Genomic DNA, 19,533 nt, shown 5'->3' on the forward strand with positions numbered 1-19,533 from the left:
TTGTGGTCGCTCTTGTAAAAAGGCGACCGGCTCAATGAATACTGTTAATTCATCATAAAATGATGAATGAATTGACTGTGCTGATACTTACGTATCAATTGGTCACTAGTATCATTGATAAATCTTTTGACTTAACTTTTCAACGAGTGCCCACACAGATTGCATGGTCAAATTGTTAAAGAACGATACTGATTTGGTTGCTAGCCAATGGCTTGCTCCGTGTCAGTGAGGTCGCATTATAGGGAGATTTTATGTCCTGACAAGCCCCTGAAATAAAAAAAATACGCGAGTGGTCAACATTCAACCAAAAAAATATTAATTCGTATAAAAAACAAAAAAGCACGTAGTGTAATACGTGCTTTTATTTATCCTACGAACCTTAAATACGTTTAATTTGGCTTATATTTGTCATCGATTACGGTTTTAGAGCCGAAACTATGATCTTTTTTAACTGCTGATTTCGTTTCTTTTTTAACGTCATTGTCGATCCAATACACGCCTAAATCGCGTAGGCCACCATGCGTAAATAACATTTGTGTTTTTTTCTGCATTGGCTGTTCTGGATATTTCATCCAACGCCAGTACGCTTCGCGTGTATAGGGAGCCATTAGTCCAGGTATTACGACTGTTGCATCGTGAACAACGGCTTGTATCTGACGGGAGTACCTTTCTTTATCTTGAGTTGATAGCGCATTACGAAAGTTCATAATTAACTGATCCAATTCAGGAGTACTAAAATTAGTAAAGTTATTATTTTGGACTTTCCCTGCATTAGCACTATGAAAATACTCCCAATATTGAGGTTGCGGTGCTGTTCCCATTGAATGGAAAGACACATCATGTTTTTTCTCTAACGCATACTTAAATGCAGAAGAGCCATCAATTAAATTCATTTTAATTTCTAGCCCAGCTAATTTTGCTTGTTCTTTCAAATAAGCCAAACGAGGGGTTACCACTTGGTGGCTATAGGTAAAAGCAAAACTCAACCTTTGCTTTTGGTCATTGAGACGAATGCCATCAGAACCAATAGTTGTAAACCCAGCTTTTTCAAATTCTGCGATCGCTTTGTTTGGTTCAAAAGGTAATGGTTTTAGCTCTTGATTACTAAAGTTACCCTGCCCGACCCCTAATCCATGAGGTTTACGTACAAAATCACCACGCAATACGTTTTTATTTAATCCATCAATATCTAAAGCATATGCAATACCAGTACGAACGTGGATATTATCAAGCATGGGTTTATCGGTATTTAACCAAAAACTTCCAGCCCCAAGTTCAGGCTCGCTGTATCCCCAAAATTTATGAATATAGCCATTTTTAAAAGGCTTGGTATCTGACTTTTCATGCCATAGATCAGGACGTCCTAAATAAAATATATCTAGGTCACCTTTTTGAAAGTGCTTAAAGGCAATATCGCTATCACGAATGACTTTGATCCTGATTTTTTCTACATTATATCGGCCTTTATAATAGCGATTACCGTATCCCCACCAGTCTTCACCAACATGCTCCATGGTAATGGATTTACCTTTTTTGATCTTACCTACATGATAAGCACCCAGTGTCGGTTCCGCTTTAAAGTTAAAACGGCGCACGAAGTTATCATCAACACCATCGTTATTTTCATCTTTGGTTGGCGTATAAAAATGCTCAGGTCGAGGCTTTAAGCGATGAATACCATATAGCAGATCGGCTTCATCTTTTTCAGTTGCGAAAACAATCTCCAAAGTATGCTCATCCAGCGCAGTGATACGTTCAAAATATTCAGAATAAAATGTGTTGTACCAAGGATCGACAATATCTTTTGAAAGATAAAACGTTAGCATGTAAATATAATCAGATGCTTTGAGTGGCTTCCCATCTGACCATTTGGCTGCTGGATTTAACTTTACATAAATAGTCTTTTTGTCTTCACCAAAGGCCCAATGCGTTGCAAGATCAGGAATATATTTTTGTGTGTCAGGGTGGCGCTGAAGTAATTGCGGTTGCCCATCTAATAGCCAAACACGAAACTCACCGTTACCATCAGGTCCTACGGTTCGAAATGTTTGCGGAAAACTAGAGATATGAGTGCGCAACGTCCCTCCGAATTTTGCATCAGATGACGCAAAAAGAGGCTCGTTATTATTTGTAATCCACTCAACGTTTGAAGGTAACTCCGCCCACGATAAAGTAGGTAATAAGACTGCTGTGGCAGTTAAAATCTGTCTAATCATCGTTCATCCTTGAGCATTGCTTTCAATCACACTTTATTCGACATCATAACGATTAAGCGACGTCAGCTTTTTTTTCGTTATGCCTTTTTCTTTTCCTGTATTTTGGATGGGTGATTGGAATCGCTGATAGTAACGTTTTGGTGTAATCAGCCTGAGGATTCGCATAAATATCTTTTGCTTTCCCCATTTCAACAACTTTTCCGAAATACATCACGACAAGGTTATCTGATATATGTTTAACAACGGATAAATCGTGAGAGATAAAGATCATGGCTAGATTCATCTCTTTTTGTAACTGCAACAATAAATTTAAAATCTGCGCCTGTACTGATACATCAAGAGCTGACACGGATTCATCACAAATGAGTAATTTAGGTTTGAGTGCTATCGCTCTTGCAATGCCAATGCGTTGACGCTGACCACCAGAAAATTCATGAGGATAGCGATTAACTGAAGATTCCGGTAACCCCACTTTAATCAGCAATTCTTTAACCCACTTTTTTCGCTCTTCAGGTGTTCCTATTTTATGGATAACAAAAGGCTCTTCTAAGATCATGCCAATGGTATGGCGCTGGTTTAGTGACTCCATTGGATCTTGAAAGACAATCTGCATGTCTTTTCGAAGCGGTCTCATTGCCTTAGTAGATAGATCAGTAATGTCTTTACCTTCAAAAAAAATTCGTCCTTCTGTCGGTTCAAACAACTTGAGGATAGTTCGACCTAATGTACTTTTCCCACAACCTGACTCCCCTACAAGGCCAAGTGTTTCACCCTGTGAAACTGAAAAGGAAACGCCATCTACCGCTTTTATAGTGTAGCCTTTTTTGAAAATCCCTTTACCTGAAACAAAGTGCTGCTTGAGGTTTTCAATCCTTAAAATCTCTGACATAACATCACCTTAATATTAGACTATGAACGCTGGCTTAACCCTTAAACTCTGGAAACAAGGTGATATCAATCGGTTTGATTTCTATCGGTTGTTTGGGCTCACTATCCAGACTTGGCATCAATCCCATTAAGCGTTCGGTATAAGGGTGTTGAGGGTTATCAAATAGATCAAATATCTCGGCATATTCGACAACCTTTCCCCCATACATAACAGCAACTTCATCACAAATCTCAGCCACAACACCTAAGTCATGCGTAATAAAAATCATGGCCATACCCGTTTCTTCTTGAAGTTCATTCATTAATTCAAGAATAGACGCTTGTACCGTTACATCGAGTGCGGTTGTCGGCTCATCACAAATAAGTATGTCAGGTTTACAGGCCAGCGCCATGGCTATCATGACTCGCTGGCGCATCCCTCCAGATAAATTATGTGGATACTCGTTAAAACGTTTTTCTGGATAAGGGATCTTTACCTTATTTAGCATTTCAACTGAATAGGCAGTCCGCTGCGATTTATCGAGATCAGGACGATGCAGTTCCAACACTTCATTGAGCTGTCGTCCAATGGTATGAACAGGGTTTAACGCCGTCATTGGATCTTGAAAGATGATCGAGATTTTATTGCCACGCATGGCATACATTTCTTCTGCCGGCAAAGTGACCAAATCAGTACCACGGTACAAGATCTGGCCGTTGGTTATTTGCCCATACGGTTTGGGTAATAAACCCATTATGGACATAGAAGTGACACTTTTACCGCAACCAGATTCTCCAACTAACCCTAGCGTTCGGCCTTTATAAACATCAAAATTCACGCCATGAAGAATTTTTACCACGCCATCATCTGTCGAGAACTCAGTCTCTAAATCACGTACGCTTAAAATGATCTCATCTTGCATCATTCACTCCTACGTTATGGCTTATAGCTATCATCGATAATGACTACAGGATCAAAAGATTCCCCTTTTTTCATTGCTGTTTTGGTTTCTTTTTTCACATCAGAATTAATCCAGAATGTTCCCAATGTTAGATACCCACCATTAGAGAAAACATAATCCGTATCTTTCGTCATGACTGGCGAAGGGAATTGCATCCAACGCCAATAAGCTTCACGTGTGAAAGGAGCCATGTAGCCCGGTACTATTACATAGGCATCTGAAACCATTTTCTGAATATCATGGGAAATACTTTGTTTTTTCTTAGTATCAAATTCGGCAATAAAGGCAGCGATCTTTTTATCCATTTCAGGAGAACGATAATTAGTATGGTTATTGGTTTGAGGCTTTGCGTTTACCGAGTGTAAATATTCCCAGTAAGCAGGAATTTTACCGCCCCCCATCGTCAGATAAGCCAATTCATGTTTCTTTTCTAAGATATATTTGAATGCAGATGAACCATCAATTAGATTCAGTGTTAACTCTAACCCTGCCTGTTTTGCCTGCTCTTTTAAATATGCGAGACGAGGCGTTCGTGCTGGGCGACTATAAGTAACAGCAAACGACAAACGTTGACCTTCATCATTCATACGAATGCCATCAGCACCTACTGTTGAAAAACCGGCCTTTTCAAAGTAAATAATGGCTTTTTCTGGTTCAAACGTCGGTGGAGTTCGGGTAGGACTGTCGAAACCACCATGCCCCGTACCTAGACCATGCGGCTTACGAAGGTAATCACCACGTAATACATTTTTGATCAAACCATCATAGTCGGTTGCATAGGTAATTCCCTTACGGATATTCAAATCATCCAGTAAAGGCTTCGCAGTATTCATCCACAACCCACCAGCGCCCTGAACCGCTTCGTTGTAACCCCATAACTTATGGACGTAACCATTTTGATAAGCTTTTGTATTAGACTTTTCATGCCATAATTCAGGCTGAGCAAGAATGAATGAGTCTAAATCCCCTTTTTCGAAGTGTTTTTTAGCAATATCTTGATCGCGGATCACTTTAATACGGATCTTATCGACGTTATAACGATTTTTATAATAGCGATTGTTGTATCCCCACCACTCATCACCGACATGTTTAAAGGTAATGCTTTTCCCTTTTTTAACTTTATCAACGTAATAAGGCCCGGTTGTTGGTTCTGTCTTAAAGTTGTATTTACGAACAAAGTTATCGTCCATGCCATCATTATTTTCATCTTTTACTGATGCAAAATAATGTGCCGGACGAGGCTGTACACCATTACTTGGAAGAGACAACATGTAAAGTAATTCATCATCACTCTTCGCAACTTTTGAGGTAATAACAATGGTGTAATCATCAATTTTTTCAACATTTTCTATATGGTTGATAAAAAAATCATTATACCAAGGGTCAATGATATCTTTCGAACGGTAGTACTTAAGCATGAAGAGGTAATCCTCTGCTGTTACTTTTTTTCCGTCACTCCAACGTGCATTAGGATCTAGTTTGAAATACACCGATTTATGATCATCACCAAATGCCCATTCAGTTGCTAATTGCGGGATCCACTCACCAGTGGTCGGGTGAAGTTGGACTAACTTTGGTGCTTCATCCATAAAATATTGGCGAAGTCCTGAGTTAGCATCAGGCCCAACACTACGTAAAGTTTGAGGGAAGCTACGCATAAACGTACGGTATGTACCGCCACGCTGAGCATCTGGAGAGGCAAATAAAGGCTCATCAAGATTAGTTACCCATGTCATATCCGACGGTAACTGAGCCGCAAATGTATTGGGACTGATTGCTGCCATTGAAAGCGCTATCAAAGTAAGCGCACTGTATTTATTATTTTTCATATAACATCCTTGTTTCGCTATGCGACTAAACGTAACGAGTAAATCGTTTTGGGTCAAAAGCGGCACGAATGGCTTCGCCAATAAAGGTAACCATCACTAACACCAACACGATTGATGTTACAACTGAGGTCACAATCCATGGAGAGTCAAGGTTAGATTTTCCTTGCTGTAGTAACTCTCCCCAGCTTGGGGTTGGGGGCATTAAACCTAACCCTAAATAATCTAATGCCGTTAACGCGGTAATGTTTGCCGCAATGGTAAACGGAGCTAATGTCACGATCATTACCATCGTATTAGGTAGTATGTGGTTAAATAAAATCCTACCCGTTGAAGCGCCTAAGGCTTTAGCTGCCATAACATATTCACGTGCAGACTCTTTATAAGTCATGGTACGCATATACCAGGTCATCCCCATCCAACCAAATAAAACGTTGATGGCAACAAACAAAGTAAAGGTTGGCTGAGTGATCGAAACTAAAATCATAATCACATAAAGGAAAGGCACCATTGACCAGATTTCAATTAAACGTTGGACGAATAAATCGAACTTTCCACCAAAAAAACCCATCGCGCATCCTACTGCAGTGCCAATAGCATAAGAAATGGCCATGGTTAATAATGCAAATCCCATAGCGATACGAAAGCCGTATACCAAACGCGCTAAGATATCTCGACCAATAATGTCAGTACCTAAATAGTGTTTATTCTCGAAGTTTGGTGGGTTTGGCGGATAGTTGCCGGAAAAGTCCTGCTCATAGGCATTCCATGGTACTAAAGGCATAATGACAAAATTGTCTCCGCCCTCTTCTTCAAACGTTTTTTGAAGTAAACGGTAATCCGCCTCACTTGCTGTACCTTGACCAAAGTCCTGACCCAGTCGTACATCGGAAAACACAGGGAAACTATAATTCCCATTGTATTTCACGATCAGCGCTTTATTGTTAATGAGTAGCTCGGCAAATAATGACAGCGTGAGTAATACTGCTAAAATAATGAATGACCAATAACCTCGTTTAATCTCTTTAAAACGTTTGATCTTCTTTTGTGTTAATGGATTAATTTTCAACATATTAGGCTCCAAACTTCACGCGAGGGTCGACCAAAGCAACACAGATATCTGACAAGATATTTCCAACCAATAACATTGCAGCATTAACAGCAACAATCCCCATAACGACGGGGTAATCACGCTCCATGATCGACTCGTAGCCTAATAAACCAATACCATCAATATTGAAAATAACTTCAATAAGAAAAGATCCCGTCATAAAAAATAATAAGGAATTACCAAAGTGACTCGCAATCGGGATTAAACTGTTGCGTAAAGCATGCTTTCTTACCGCACGCTTAAAAGGTAATCCTTTCGCGATCGCTGTTCGGATATAATCTGACGACAAATTCTCCATTAGATTATTTTTCATCGTCATCGTTAACGTTGCAAAATCACCAATCAAATAACAAATTAATGGTAGAATCGCGTGCCACATGATGTCTTTAAAACGCTCGAAAAAGGTTTCATAATCTTCATAGTCATCACTAACAAAGCCCCCCATTGGTGTCCATTCCAAGTGATAACTAAATAAAGTGATGAGTAGTACACCAACAACATAACCGGGTAAGGCATAGCCGACGAAGATGAGAATAGAAGAGGAGGAATCAAACACCGAACCATGTTTCAGTGCTTTGTAGTAGCCAAGAGGAATAGAAATAAAATAACTAATAAAGAACGTCATACCGCCATAAAATAATGAAACAGGTAATCGCTCTGCAATCATTTCAGAAACTGGTTCGTAATAACGGGTAGACTCACCTAAGTCTAACTGCACGAGGCGAAACAACCATTCTGAATACGCTTCCATCACGGGTTTATCTAGCCCATAAAACGCATTAAGTTCAGCCATTTGCTCTTCCGATAAAGCAGAATTTCCGCCAGCAGAAGACATAGCTGCACCACCATCACCTTGTGCTTGCATATTTGCCAACATACGCTCGACAGGACCTCCTGGCACAAAGCGAGTAATAGCAAAAATTAAAACCGTAATACCAAGAAAAGTAGGGATCACAAGCGCCATTCGGCGTAAAAAGTACGAAAACATGTCTTAACTGACTCCCTGTTAATTCATGCTGGTGATGATATACCAGCGATAATAATTTACATTTTAGTAACTTCACATTTAATGCACTGGTTCATCCTGAACAAGCAACATCACTCACCAACAGCATGTCTTACTATAAATATCCAACATAAATACAATGAATTACGAATAGCTTCAACCCAACGCTATAATCTTGTGCCATAAATGCCCCGAAAAGCACAAAACACAAAATGGAAACAAAAAAACAACATTTATCTGCTATTTAATCCATTTACATTCAGGATTAGGCACTTCTTCCCTTGTGAATATTACAAAAATATTGCATTTTTATGCATTTATTCTTATTCCTTAATCGGTCACATAGAGCATTAACCTAAAGAGTGGTCTAACCACAGCCCTATTATTCCGGCAACAACAGATCCTCTCGCTAAGAATCAACTAACTAACAAATGCATAAATAATCATTTAGCCAATATTGGTAACTTGTGCTACCTAAAAAATAAAAAGCAGTTCATTTAACTGGCTTTACTTGATATAGAAGGATATTGAGTCAATATTAAAATAACCACAATCAGGCAAATAAAATAGCACTAAAAGCCAGCTACCGATCTAATAATTAGAATTAAACACCAAATAAAATAAAAAACATGGATTTTATACCGTTTTGGGGTTTGGTGAATAATTCATCCTACTGGTTTGACTTCATATTTTCGCTTCGGTTATACCATTAATAACGTTAACAACCAGTTAACAGAAAAATAATTTATACCTAGGAAGATAATGGAGCGCATGGATGTATAAAAAAAATACAGCGTTGTCGGTTGCCGTCAGCCTAGCGCTAGGCTCATTGAGCGTAGCCCCTATGGTCGCCTATGCCGAAGAAGAAGTTGAAAAGCTTCAAAAAATGAAAGTAACGGGTTCACGTATTTCTCGTGTTGATATGGAAGAAGCGGAACCGGTTCAAGTACTTTCCTCTGATTATATTGAAAATACGGGATTAGTTTCACTTGGCGATGTCTTAAACCAAATACCAGGAGTTGGTGGCACAGTTCAGAGCTCTTCTGTCAACAATGGTAGTAATGGTGCAGCAACAGTTAACCTAAGAGGACTAGAAGCTAAACGTACTTTAGTTCTTGTTAACGGTCGTCGTATGGTAAATGGTGGTACAGGTGCAAATGCTTCTGTTGACCTTAATATGATCCCAACCGCGATGGTTGAACGTATCGAAGTGCTAAAAAATGGTGCATCGTCTGTTTACGGTTCTGATGCTGTTGCTGGTGTTGTTAACATTATCACTAAGCAAGACTACGAAGGCTTTGAAGTTAATGTAAAGCAAGGGGCAACCTCAAAAGGTGATGGTCAAGTCACTGATGTTAGTTTACTTGCAGGTTCTTCAAGTGATCGCGGTAATATCACTTTCTCTGCTGGCTACTCTGAAGAAAAGAAAATCATGGCGGGTGACCGAGGGTTTTCTAATACAGACATCATGCATGACGGTCTAGGTGGTACATACGTAGGTGGTAGTTCTGCTACACCATGGGGTTACTACGATGGAAAAACATTTGGTCCAGAAGGTGGCAGTTCGCTGCGTGATTTTTCTGCACCCGATGATTTATACAACTACGCGCCAGATAACTACTTAAAACGCCCATCGGAACGTATGTACCTAGCAACACAAGGAAATTACTTGGTTGCTGAAAATGACATTTTAGGTCCAGTGACGGCAAGTTTTGAAGCGCTTTATTCAAATTCAAAGTCAAACTACCTTCTTGCTGCTGAACCTATTTTTGGTGCATTCCAAGGGTATGGCCCAATCTCTGCTGACAATGAGTTTAATCCAACAGGTGCTGATATTACTGACTGGCGTCGACGTATGGTTGAAACCGGTGGTCGAAATCGCTCATTTGAATCAGATACAGCGCGCTTTGTATTCGCTTTAGACGGTGAATTTTCTAACGGTTGGATGTGGGATACTAGCTTTAACTGGGGTAAAACCAAAACTAACCAGCTTGAAAGCAACGTATTCATGAAAGATCGCGTTTCTAACGCTGTCGGCGCATCAGCAAACGGTCAATGTTTAGACAGCGATGGCACTGTTATTGCCGGCTGTGTACCGATGAATGTATTCGGTGAAGTTAGCCAAGCCGCTTTAGACTATGCGACATTCACTCGCCAAGATTCAGGGTATAACCAGCAACAAATTTTCGACTTTAATGTTACTGGCGATCTTTTTGAACACGAAATGGGTACCGTCGCCTTTGCGGCAGGTTATCAAACGCGTACTGAAAAAGGTGGCTCTCAACCAGATGCATTGGTCGTGCTTGGTAATGCTAGTGGTAACGCAGAATCGCCAACTGAAGGTTCATACAGTGTCGACTCTTTCTACGGTGAATTACTGATCCCTATCCTTTCAGATGTCACATTAGCTGATTACCTTGAAGCAAAAGTATCGGCTCGACATGATAAGTACTCATCGTTTGGTGGGGAAACAACGATGGGTTATAGCTTCTTGTACCAGCCAGTTGAAGATGTCCTGTTCCGAGGCACGTACAGTGAAGTATTTAAAGCACCGTCAATCGCTGAACTTTATGGTGGTTCAGCAGAAAGTGCGGATGTCTTAACGGATCCTACCGGTCAAGACTCAAGTGGACGATCTCAGTTCCCTGTATTCTATGGTTCTAATGAAGAGCTTAAACCAGAAGAGGGCCACACAGCTTCTCTTGGTTTAGTGTATTCACCATCATTTGTTGATGGACTATCAACCACTGTCGACTACTGGCAAATTGAGTTAGAAAACTTAATCGATAATATCGATCCTCAATTAATGCTTGATGAGTGTGCAACGTCAGGAAAGTACTGTGACAAGATCACTCGTTTTGCTAATGGTGATATTAAAGCTATCGATGCGCGTTTAACTAACGTCGGTAATTTGAAAACTGACGGTCTAGATGTAAATGTCCGTTACGCCTATGACTTTGACCCTATGGTACTGAGTCTAAACTGGGAAAATACATACGTTTTAAACTACGAACTGACTCAGTCTGATGGCACAGTTGAAGATTACAACGGTAAATTCATCAGTGATTCGATAGGTCTATTCTCAAAATTCCGTTCAACACTAAATGTTGGTCTAGCACAAGATGCATGGCGTGCTAACTGGACGACGCGTCTGATTGATGGTGTTGATTACGAACTACCAGGTACTGATAAAGAAACATATGACTTTAGCGTTCCAACCGTTGTTTACCACGATATAAGCGCTGCATATGCCTTTGATAATGGTATTACGTTATCTGGTGGTGTGAATAACTTATTTGATAAAGAGCCACCACTCATTCTAGATACCATCTCTGCTAACACAGATACAACAACCTATGATGTTGGCGGTCGATACTTCTACGCTAACCTAAACTTCAAATTTTAAAGTAACTAACTGATTAAGTTACTAATAAATTATAAATTTCCGGCACGATATATCGTGCCGGCCTTCCCCCTGACTGACAAGCCACACAAACAAGGATGTATCAATGAAATTAAAAACATTCGGTGTGAATGCCATCACCGCAGCCTTGCTCACTTTTAGTGGTGCAACTTTGGCATCAAATGCAGATGCTGTTATTTCAGCTCAAGCGAAAGCCGATAAATCAGCCCAAGTCTCGCAAAATAAAATCGATAAATATGCTGATAGTGCAGATGCGATGTTAGCCGAATACAAAGGCCTGCTTCGTCAAATTGACAGTATGACGGTCTATAACAAGCAAATTGAACGCATGGTGCTATCTCAACAAGAAGAGCTTAATTCACTCAACAATCAAATTGCTCAGATAGATCAAACAGCAACAGAGGTTGTGCCGTTGACGCTAAAAATGGTGACGGCTCTCGATGAATTTATCGCTCTAGACCTTCCATTCCAGCAAGAAAACCGTGAAAAACGCATTAATGAATTGAAGCGAATGATGGACCGCGCAGATGTCACTACATCTGAAAAGTTCCGTAAAGTGATGGAAGCATACCAAATTGAAGAAGGCTTCTCGCGCTCGATTGAGTCTTACAAAGCAAGCTTAGATCGCGATGGTGAAACCGTTACTTATGACTTTTTACGCATCGGTCGTACCGCCCTTCTTTATCAATCACCAGATGGTGGAGAAACAGGGATGTGGAATCAACAATCGGGCAAATGGGAAACTCTGCCAGAGAGTTACCGCATTGCTGTTCAACAAGGTATTCGAATTGCTAAGAAACAAGCACCACCAGCACTGATTAAGCTACCTGTATTCACTGGGGAGGATAAATAATGAAAGGATTCAAATCATTAGCAGCAGTTTTACTCGCCAGCCTTTTTATGGTCTCAAGCGCACAAGCTGAAGCACCTAAAAATCTTAATGAGCTTCTAAAAAGTGTTAAGTCTGAAAGTATTGTTGAGTCAAAAGAAAACAAAGCCCGTGAAGCTGAGTTTCTTTCAGATAAAAATAAACAGGCCGCATTATTACAACAAGCAAAAGCAAAATTACAAGCAGCAACCGAGCAAGGTGATCAATTAAAAGCCACTTTTGATGACAACGACAAACAATTAACAGAGTTAACAGAAACCCTGCGCGTGCGCTCTGGTACCTTAGGTGAAATGTTTGGTGTTGTTCGCCAATATGCGGGTGAATTTAAAGGACTCTTTCACGCGTCACAAAATGCAGTTCAGTTTCCTGAGCGCGATGCTTTACTGACAAAATTAGCTGAGAGTAAAGAGCTACCTTCAACTGAAGAGCTAGAGTCTTTTTGGCACACTATTTTACAGCAAATCATTGTATCAGGCGAAACGTCTACGACACCGGCAACCGTAGTGTATGGCGAAGGTAAAGAAGCAACGACTGACGTAACACTGCTTGGTGAGTTCAATGCTATTGCTGACGGTAAGTATGTTACATACGTACCTGAAACACAGAAATTTGAAGAGCTATCGCGCCAACCTGCTAACAATATTACGACATTAGTATCAGGTTTCGAGGCCAATAAAGACACTTACCAACCACTTTTCATTGACCCATCTCGTGGTGTCATTCTTTCACTACTGGTACAAAGCCCAACTGTTAAAGAACGAGTAGAGCAAGGTGGAATTGTTGGTTATGTCATCCTTGGTATGGGTGCGATTGGTGCATTAATTGCGCTAGTTTGTTACCTACGACTACTGATTATTGGCAACAAAATGCGTAAACAAGAAAAATCAGACACGCCGCTGAAAAATAACCCATTAGGTGAGGTGATTGAAGCCTACCAAGATCACAAAGGTGACAACCTTGAAGATCTTGAAGCCAAGTTGGATGAAATCATTCTACGAAACGCACCTCGTATCGAACGCTTTGTTGGCTCAATTAAATTGTTCGCCTCTGTCGCCCCACTACTTGGCCTACTGGGTACCGTAATGGGTATGATTGGTACTTTCCAAGCTATCACGCTATTTGGTACAGGCGATCCAAAACTGATGGCTGGCGGTATTTCTGAAGCCCTAGTAACCACAATGTTAGGTCTGGTTGTCGCAATCCCACTCCTGTTCCTATACACCTTGGTACACAGTAAGAGCCGTCGCTTGATCCAAACACTTGAAGAGCAGAGTGCAGGCTTTATCGCTCGTTACCAGGAAAAGCTACACAAAGCCCAAGATTAAGGAGGCGTTATGTGGTGGTTAATTGAAGAACTGGAGTCAATAAGACGCTTTCTAGGTATGGGTGGTGATGTCCTCATCGCCATCTTTATACTCAGTTTTATGCTTTGGATTGTTCTCCTTGAACGTTGGTTTTACTTCATCGCTGTTGCACCCAAAGCCGCGAAAAGTGCACTTAACAATTGGATGACAAGAAAAGATCACAACAGTTGGAATGCAAAAGCTATTCGTCAAGAAATTATATCGAAACAAGATATTGAAAATAAACGTGGCTTACCCGTTATCAAAGTATTGATAGCACTCTGCCCACTACTCGGTTTACTCGGGACGGTAGTTGGTATGATCCAAGTTTTTGATATTTTGGCCGTCGTTGGAACCGGGAGTCCTCGTGCTATGGCATCGGGTATTTCAAAAGCAACAATCCCAACACTTGCTGGCATGGTGGCATCGTTATCTGGACTATTTTTTAGTACACGCCTTGATCATCAAGCAAAAATGACGACACAGAAGCTAGAAGACCAACTTAAGCATATTGCCTAAATTCAAAGGATTGAGAGGTATAGGTCATGAAAAGACGCTATAGCAGTGATAGCAGCGATGAAGCAGCTATCGATATGACACCCATGCTCGACATCGTATTTATCATGTTGATTTTCTTTATCGTTACAACATCGTTTGTAAAAGAAGCGGGTATCGAAGTCAGTCGACCAAGTGCAAATTCCGCGCAAGTGGTTAAGAAAGGTAACATCATGGTTGCCGTTGGTGCCGCAGGTGATGTTTGGGTCGATAAACGCCGTATTGAAGTTGATGCAGTGCGAGCCAATATTGAACGTCTACGTGCTGAAAGCCCTGATGGAGCGGTAGTCATTCAAGCCGATCAAGAAGCCAATGCTGGCGTGGTTGTAAAAGTCATGGATCAAATAAAAATGGCAGGTGTTGAAAATATCTCCATTGCCGCAACGAATAAGGATTAAGCCTATGCGGTATTTGGTCTCTATTGCACTGGCGCTCGTTGTCTCCCTCGGGTTGTTCTGGGGGATGGACAAGCTAGTAAATAAAGAGCGCCACGAGCTGACGTCGGATGAAGATCTTCGTATGGTTGACTTCATCCACGTTAAACAAAATGAAAAAATACAGGAGAAGAAACGCGAATTGCCAAAACCTCCGCCACCACCAAAACGCCCGCCACCGCCACCAGAAATGAAGGTAACGGCAACGGTAAAACCGGTGATGGAACAAATGCCAATGGACACGCCACAGTTAAATTTACCCGTTAATGTAACTGGTGGTTCCGTGCTAGGGCATTATTCTCAAGGCGGTGGTGCACAAGCGGTTGGTGGTAACAATGGTCCAATTCCACTAGCAACATTTCAGCCTCAAATGCCTCGAAAGGCTGCACGTTCAGGGCTTGAAAAAGGGGTTGTGTTACTCGAGTTTGTGGTTAATGAGCGCGGCGCGGTTGAAAACGTAAAAGTTCTCAAAGAAACACCTCGTAAGCTTGGCTTAGGCAAAGCTGCGAAAAAAACTGTTTCTAAATGGACCTTTAAGCCCAAAATGGTTGATGGTAAACCAGCGAGTGCGAAGATGTCTCAAGAGATCGAGTTCTCAACCAATTAAGGAGTCAAACATGATGAAATCAATAAAACACATGCTGGCTTCTCTCACGCTTGCTGCGGGTGTGCTCTCTGCACCCGCAGTAGCCAATGAGAACCCGCAACTTTCAGATCGTACTTTTCGTACTGTGAACAAAGTTCAAGAACTCATTGCAGAGGAAAAGTACAACGAGGCCATTAGCAAACTAAATAAATCGTTAAGTAGTTCAAATAAGAAGAAGTATGACCGTGCCGTGTTATTGCAACAAATGGGGTTTCTTTACTCTTTAAAAGATAATTACCCGAAGGCTGCCAAATATTTTGCTGACGCATTGAAAATGGATGCGCTACCAGTACCGGTGGCACAACAAGTTCGTTATAGCTTGGCACAGTTATATTTAGCAGAAGAGCAATACAAAAACTCGGTCAACACCATGAATACATGGTTTAAAGTTGCTAAAACGACCAAAGAAAAACCACCCGCGCATGCTTACATCACACTGGCAAGTGCTTATGTTCAAATGGGAAATTATAGAAACGCAATTGCACCTACAAAAAAAGCGATCTCAATGACGAAATCGCCGAATGAATCGTGGTACTTATTGCTAGTTTCATCCCATTACGAATTAAAGCAATACAAAAGTGTTGCGAGTGTCCTGAAAACCTTAACGAATAAGTATCCAAAGAAAAAACGTTATTGGATGCAACTATCTGGGGTTTATATGGAGCTCAACCAGAATAAAAATGCGCTAGCGACTCTTGAAGCTGCTTACAAATTAGGTTTGTTAGAGGGAGAAAAAGAACACCTTCGCTTAGTAAACTTTATGGCATACCAAGGTATTCCCCACAGAGCAGCGAAGATAATGGCGCAAGAAATGGCAAATAATAACATTGCTCGTACTCATGCAAATATTGAGAAGCAAGCCAGTTTTTATCATCAGGCAAAAGAGCTAGATGAAGCCATCAGTACCTATAAGCAAGCTTTTAAAATTGCACCTTCAGGTAAACAACAAATCCGTATCGTTAAATTAATGATACAGGATAAGCAATTTAAGCAAGCAACTGCTTTTGCTAACAGTTCATCCAACGCTAAACGCGATGAAAAGGCTGAACTCGCTTACCTTAGGGGCATGGCTTACTTTGAATTAGATCAGCATCAAAATGCTTTAAAGGCGATGAAAACAGCTGCGCAGTCATCTTCGATGAAAAGCAGTGCTGAGCCATGGATTGCATTTTTAGAAGACCAAAGCTAAAGGTACCATCACCTTTCACTGTCGTGATCTTGTGTGAGTCAGTCACACTGTTTGGGGAAGTATTTATTACTTCCCCTTTTTTATCTCGTTAAGCACCGCATTTTGTGTGTCTGATAATGTTTGTTTCAACGTCTTAGCATTTTCTTGCTCAATGACAGCAACGACATTTACTTGCTGATCTGCAATTTGATGAAATTGAGAGAGATACCAATCACCACTTTCATCTGGTTCATTCGCATTAGTACTAAACGAGCTCACAACACTTATTGAAATTACAGCCGTTTTTATAGCATTAATAAGTACACGCCACATCATGAATAAATCCCCCTAAGAGCATTATTAATCAATTCATTCTGTAATCTGCAGAAATTGTACCAATCTTAAAAATGTTATTATTTCTAATGTTTTTGACAAAAAACGGGCTCAGTTAGTCTAACTCACTAAGCTAAATCGTTAACTTTTCGTTAAAACGACCAGTTATAGAGACAAAAAAGGCCGTTTAATAACGACCTTTATATAAGCACTCATTTCTATTGAATTGCTAACCACTCTGGTACATCAGCAATACTGTCTAACACCACGTTTGCTAACGCTTCACCTTCATCCGTGATCGGCTTACCTGTACGTACGAGCACTTTTAAAGCAACATCAGCAGCTGTGGCTGCTTTCATGTCATCCGCTTTATCACCAATCATCACAGATTGCGACATATCGATTTTCAAGAAATCGCGAGCTGAAATAAACATACCTGGTTTGGGTTTACGGCAATCACAATCTTGCAAGTAATCACCCTGCCCTTTTGTTGCATGGTGCGGGCAGTAGTAAATACCATCAAACTCAACGCCATTATCAACAAAATTCCAGTCCATCCACTCTGTTAATGAAGTAAATTCATCTTCACTAAACATACCGCGAGCGATACCTGATTGGTTAGTCACCAATACGAGTAGATAACCCATTTCTTTGAATTTTTTACATGCTTCAAATACCCCGTCAATGTATTCGAAATCATCAACGGTATGGACATAGCCGTGATCAACATTAATCACGCCATCACGGTCAATAAAGACTGCAGGTTTGGCCAAAAGGATAGCCCTCTTAAATCATAAATTTTTTAGATTATGGCACGAGTTAATAATGAAGAGTACTCGTTATTGATTAACGCTCACAACATAGCCGTTTGGACGTCTAGATGTAAAAATAGCTATTGACAGCTTTTATAATAGAACATAGCATCATAATTTCAGGTTGATTACTTATTTAACCCTAATAAAACAAATAACCATAAATTTATACAATAGTTTTTCAAGATCATACAATAGTTTTATCTAGGAGCAGGACGTTCAATGATAGAAATAAAGCAACTCAATAAAGTCTTCTATCAAGGCGATAAGGCTATAAACGCATTAAGCGATATAAACCTTACAATTAAGCAAGGTACTATCTTTGGGGTTATTGGCTCATCCGGTGCAGGGAAAAGTACCCTCATTCGTTGTGTTAATTTGTTAGAGCGCCCTTCTAATGGTCAAGTGATTGTCGATGGTATCGATCTTACTACTCTATCGAACCAAAAACTCACTTTGGCTCGTCGTAAAATAGGCATGATTTTCCAACATTTTAATCTCCTTTCATCTCGCACAGTTTTTGATAATGTTGCTTTGCCTCTTGAATTAGCCAATACCAATAAAGCGATAATAAAAACAAAAGTGACAGAGTTACTGGCTTTAGTCGGTCTTGAAGATAAACACCAAAGCTACCCAGCAAATTTAAGTGGTGGACAAAAGCAACGGGTCGCGATTGCTCGTGCGTTAGCCTCTGATCCCAAAGTGTTACTCTGTGATGAAGCCACCAGTGCATTAGATCCTGCCACCACGCATTCGATTCTGGAGCTACTGCAAGAAATTAACCGAAAGCTAAACCTAACTATTTTGCTTATTACCCATGAAATGGATGTCGTGAAGCGTATCTGTAGTGAGGTCGCAATTATTGGTGACGGTAAATTAGTTGAACAGGGATCAGTCGGTGATATTTTCTCACACCCCAACACCGAATTAGCCAAAGACTTTATTCGTTCAACATTGGATTTGTCGATTCCAGCTGATTACCAAGCTCGTATGACGCCAACACAAGTTGAAAACTCATACCCTCTTATTCGTTTAGAGTTCACCGGTGCTTCTGTTGATGCGCCACTGATCAGCCAAGTAACACGTAAGTTTGGTTTAGATATCAGTATTCTCAGCTCGGATATGGATTATGCGGGAGGAGTAAAATTTGGACTGATGTTAGCAGAGTTTTTTGGTGATCAAGACTCTGTTGAGAATGCGGTCAATTTTCTACGTCAAAATAAAGTAAATGTTGAGGTGCTTGGCTATGTCGCTTAATGATTTAACCCTGTGGTGGCAACAAAATACCCGCCTGATTGATTTACTGATTGAAGCATTAGGACAAACACTAACCATGGTGTTTGTATCAGGGCTAATTGGTTTTGTTATTGGTATTCCTTTGGGGGTCACCCTTCACTTAACGAAGAAAAATGGCTTATTAGAAAATACCGTTGTTAATAACATCCTTGGCATTATCGTTAATATTGGCCGCTCTATTCCTTTTATTATTCTGCTGGTTGCGATCATTCCATTTACCCGCTTTGTCGTAGGTAGCTCAATTGGTACTGCTGCGGCGATAGTTCCTCTTGCTGTAGGAGCAATTCCTTTTATTGCTCGTTTAGTTGAAGGGGCATTGTTAGAAATTCCATCAGGCCTTGTGGAAGCAGCACAATCTATGGGAGCAACACCACTACAGATCATTAAGAAAGTGCTATTACCAGAAGCATTACCAGGCATCATCAATGCGGTGACGATCACCCTTGTTACCTTAGTCAGTTATTCCGCGATGGCGGGTACGGTTGGCGGTGGCGGTTTAGGTGATGTCGGTATTCGTTATGGCTACCAACGTTTCGATGGCACCGTCATGGCTATCACAGTCGTCGTTCTAATAGTACTGGTCCAAATTATTCAATCTGTCGGTGATTACCTCGTAAAACGTGTTGATCATCGATAATCAAAACA

17 protein-coding genes are annotated in these 19,533 nt (G+C 40.6%); 9 read left to right on the plus strand and 8 right to left on the minus strand.

What is annotated here, in order from left to right; all coding sequences use genetic code 11:
- Window positions 1-389: 389 nt before the first annotated feature.
- The 6 genes from C9J46_RS13645 to C9J46_RS13670 are packed head-to-tail and all read right to left on the minus strand — an operon-like array spanning window position 390 to window position 7,970.
- A complete protein-coding gene (locus tag C9J46_RS13645; RefSeq protein ID WP_107291057.1) occupies window positions 390-2,216 on the minus strand; it encodes an extracellular solute-binding protein in 1,827 nt (608 codons plus the stop codon).
- A 52-nt stretch (window positions 2,217-2,268) separates the two neighbouring features.
- Window positions 2,269-3,105: an ABC transporter ATP-binding protein gene (locus tag C9J46_RS13650; RefSeq protein ID WP_107207690.1), complete on the minus strand. Its 837-nt coding sequence runs from the start codon at window positions 3,103-3,105 to the stop codon at window positions 2,269-2,271.
- 34 nt (window positions 3,106-3,139) lie between these two features.
- Window positions 3,140-4,006: an ABC transporter ATP-binding protein gene (locus C9J46_RS13655; protein ID WP_107207691.1), complete on the minus strand. Its 867-nt coding sequence runs from the start codon at window positions 4,004-4,006 to the stop codon at window positions 3,140-3,142.
- 14 nt (window positions 4,007-4,020) lie between these two features.
- Window positions 4,021-5,874 carry an extracellular solute-binding protein gene (locus tag C9J46_RS13660; RefSeq protein WP_107207692.1) on the minus strand — a complete coding sequence of 618 codons (1,854 nt, stop codon included), beginning with the start codon at window positions 5,872-5,874 and terminating at the stop codon, window positions 4,021-4,023.
- 25 nt (window positions 5,875-5,899) lie between these two features.
- On the minus strand, window positions 5,900-6,943 hold the full coding sequence (locus tag C9J46_RS13665) for an ABC transporter permease (protein WP_107291058.1): 1,044 nt from the start codon (window positions 6,941-6,943) through the stop codon (window positions 5,900-5,902).
- Window position 6,944: 1 nt separating this feature from the next.
- Window positions 6,945-7,970, minus strand: a complete 1,026-nt coding sequence (locus C9J46_RS13670; RefSeq protein WP_107207694.1) for an ABC transporter permease subunit — start codon at window positions 7,968-7,970, stop codon at window positions 6,945-6,947.
- A gap of 793 nt (window positions 7,971-8,763) precedes the next feature.
- Here C9J46_RS13670 and C9J46_RS13675 point away from each other — a divergent pair.
- The 7 genes from C9J46_RS13675 (at window position 8,764) to C9J46_RS13705 (ending at window position 16,468) form a co-directional block, all read left to right on the plus strand.
- Window positions 8,764-11,394, plus strand: coding sequence for a TonB-dependent receptor (locus C9J46_RS13675; RefSeq protein ID WP_107207695.1), 2,631 nt, complete (start codon window positions 8,764-8,766; stop codon window positions 11,392-11,394).
- A gap of 103 nt (window positions 11,395-11,497) precedes the next feature.
- The gene (locus C9J46_RS13680) at window positions 11,498-12,265 is read left to right on the plus strand and encodes a DUF3450 domain-containing protein (protein WP_107207696.1); all 768 of its coding nucleotides are present in this window, start codon (window positions 11,498-11,500) and stop codon (window positions 12,263-12,265) included.
- Complete coding sequence (locus tag C9J46_RS13685) at window positions 12,265-13,626, plus strand: MotA/TolQ/ExbB proton channel family protein (RefSeq protein ID WP_107207697.1); 1,362 nt, start codon at window positions 12,265-12,267, stop codon at window positions 13,624-13,626. Before C9J46_RS13680 ends, C9J46_RS13685 begins: the two co-directional genes overlap by 1 nt.
- A gap of 9 nt (window positions 13,627-13,635) precedes the next feature.
- Window positions 13,636-14,163, plus strand: a complete 528-nt coding sequence (locus C9J46_RS13690) for a MotA/TolQ/ExbB proton channel family protein (RefSeq protein ID WP_107207698.1) — start codon at window positions 13,636-13,638, stop codon at window positions 14,161-14,163.
- 26 nt (window positions 14,164-14,189) lie between these two features.
- Window positions 14,190-14,597 (plus strand): biopolymer transporter ExbD, encoded by a 408-nt coding sequence (locus C9J46_RS13695; RefSeq protein WP_107207699.1) that lies wholly within the window; start codon window positions 14,190-14,192, stop codon window positions 14,595-14,597.
- A 4-nt stretch (window positions 14,598-14,601) separates the two neighbouring features.
- A complete protein-coding gene (locus tag C9J46_RS13700) occupies window positions 14,602-15,240 on the plus strand; it encodes an energy transducer TonB (RefSeq protein ID WP_107207700.1) in 639 nt (212 codons plus the stop codon).
- Window positions 15,241-15,253: 13 nt separating this feature from the next.
- Window positions 15,254-16,468, plus strand: a complete 1,215-nt coding sequence (locus C9J46_RS13705) for a lipopolysaccharide assembly protein LapB (RefSeq protein WP_107207759.1) — start codon at window positions 15,254-15,256, stop codon at window positions 16,466-16,468.
- A gap of 66 nt (window positions 16,469-16,534) precedes the next feature.
- Here the strand turns inward: C9J46_RS13705 and C9J46_RS13710 are convergent, their stop codons facing one another.
- Together C9J46_RS13710 and gmhB are read right to left on the minus strand one after the other, a co-directional pair.
- A complete protein-coding gene (locus C9J46_RS13710) occupies window positions 16,535-16,783 on the minus strand; it encodes a hypothetical protein (protein ID WP_107207701.1) in 249 nt (82 codons plus the stop codon).
- Between the two features lie 215 nt (window positions 16,784-16,998).
- A complete protein-coding gene (gmhB, locus tag C9J46_RS13715) occupies window positions 16,999-17,553 on the minus strand; it encodes a D-glycero-beta-D-manno-heptose 1,7-bisphosphate 7-phosphatase (protein ID WP_107207702.1) in 555 nt (184 codons plus the stop codon).
- Between the two features lie 261 nt (window positions 17,554-17,814).
- Between gmhB and metN the strand changes: the two genes are divergently transcribed.
- Together metN and C9J46_RS13725 are read left to right on the plus strand one after the other, a co-directional pair.
- On the plus strand, window positions 17,815-18,849 hold the full coding sequence (gene metN / locus C9J46_RS13720; RefSeq protein WP_107247526.1) for a methionine ABC transporter ATP-binding protein MetN: 1,035 nt from the start codon (window positions 17,815-17,817) through the stop codon (window positions 18,847-18,849).
- Window positions 18,839-19,525, plus strand: coding sequence for a methionine ABC transporter permease (locus tag C9J46_RS13725; RefSeq protein ID WP_107207704.1), 687 nt, complete (start codon window positions 18,839-18,841; stop codon window positions 19,523-19,525). Before metN ends, C9J46_RS13725 begins: the two co-directional genes overlap by 11 nt.
- Window positions 19,526-19,533: the final 8 nt, after the last annotated feature.

Source organism: Photobacterium sp. GB-36 (assembly GCF_003026135.1).
In the GTDB taxonomy this organism is placed as follows: domain Bacteria; phylum Pseudomonadota; class Gammaproteobacteria; order Enterobacterales; family Vibrionaceae; genus Photobacterium.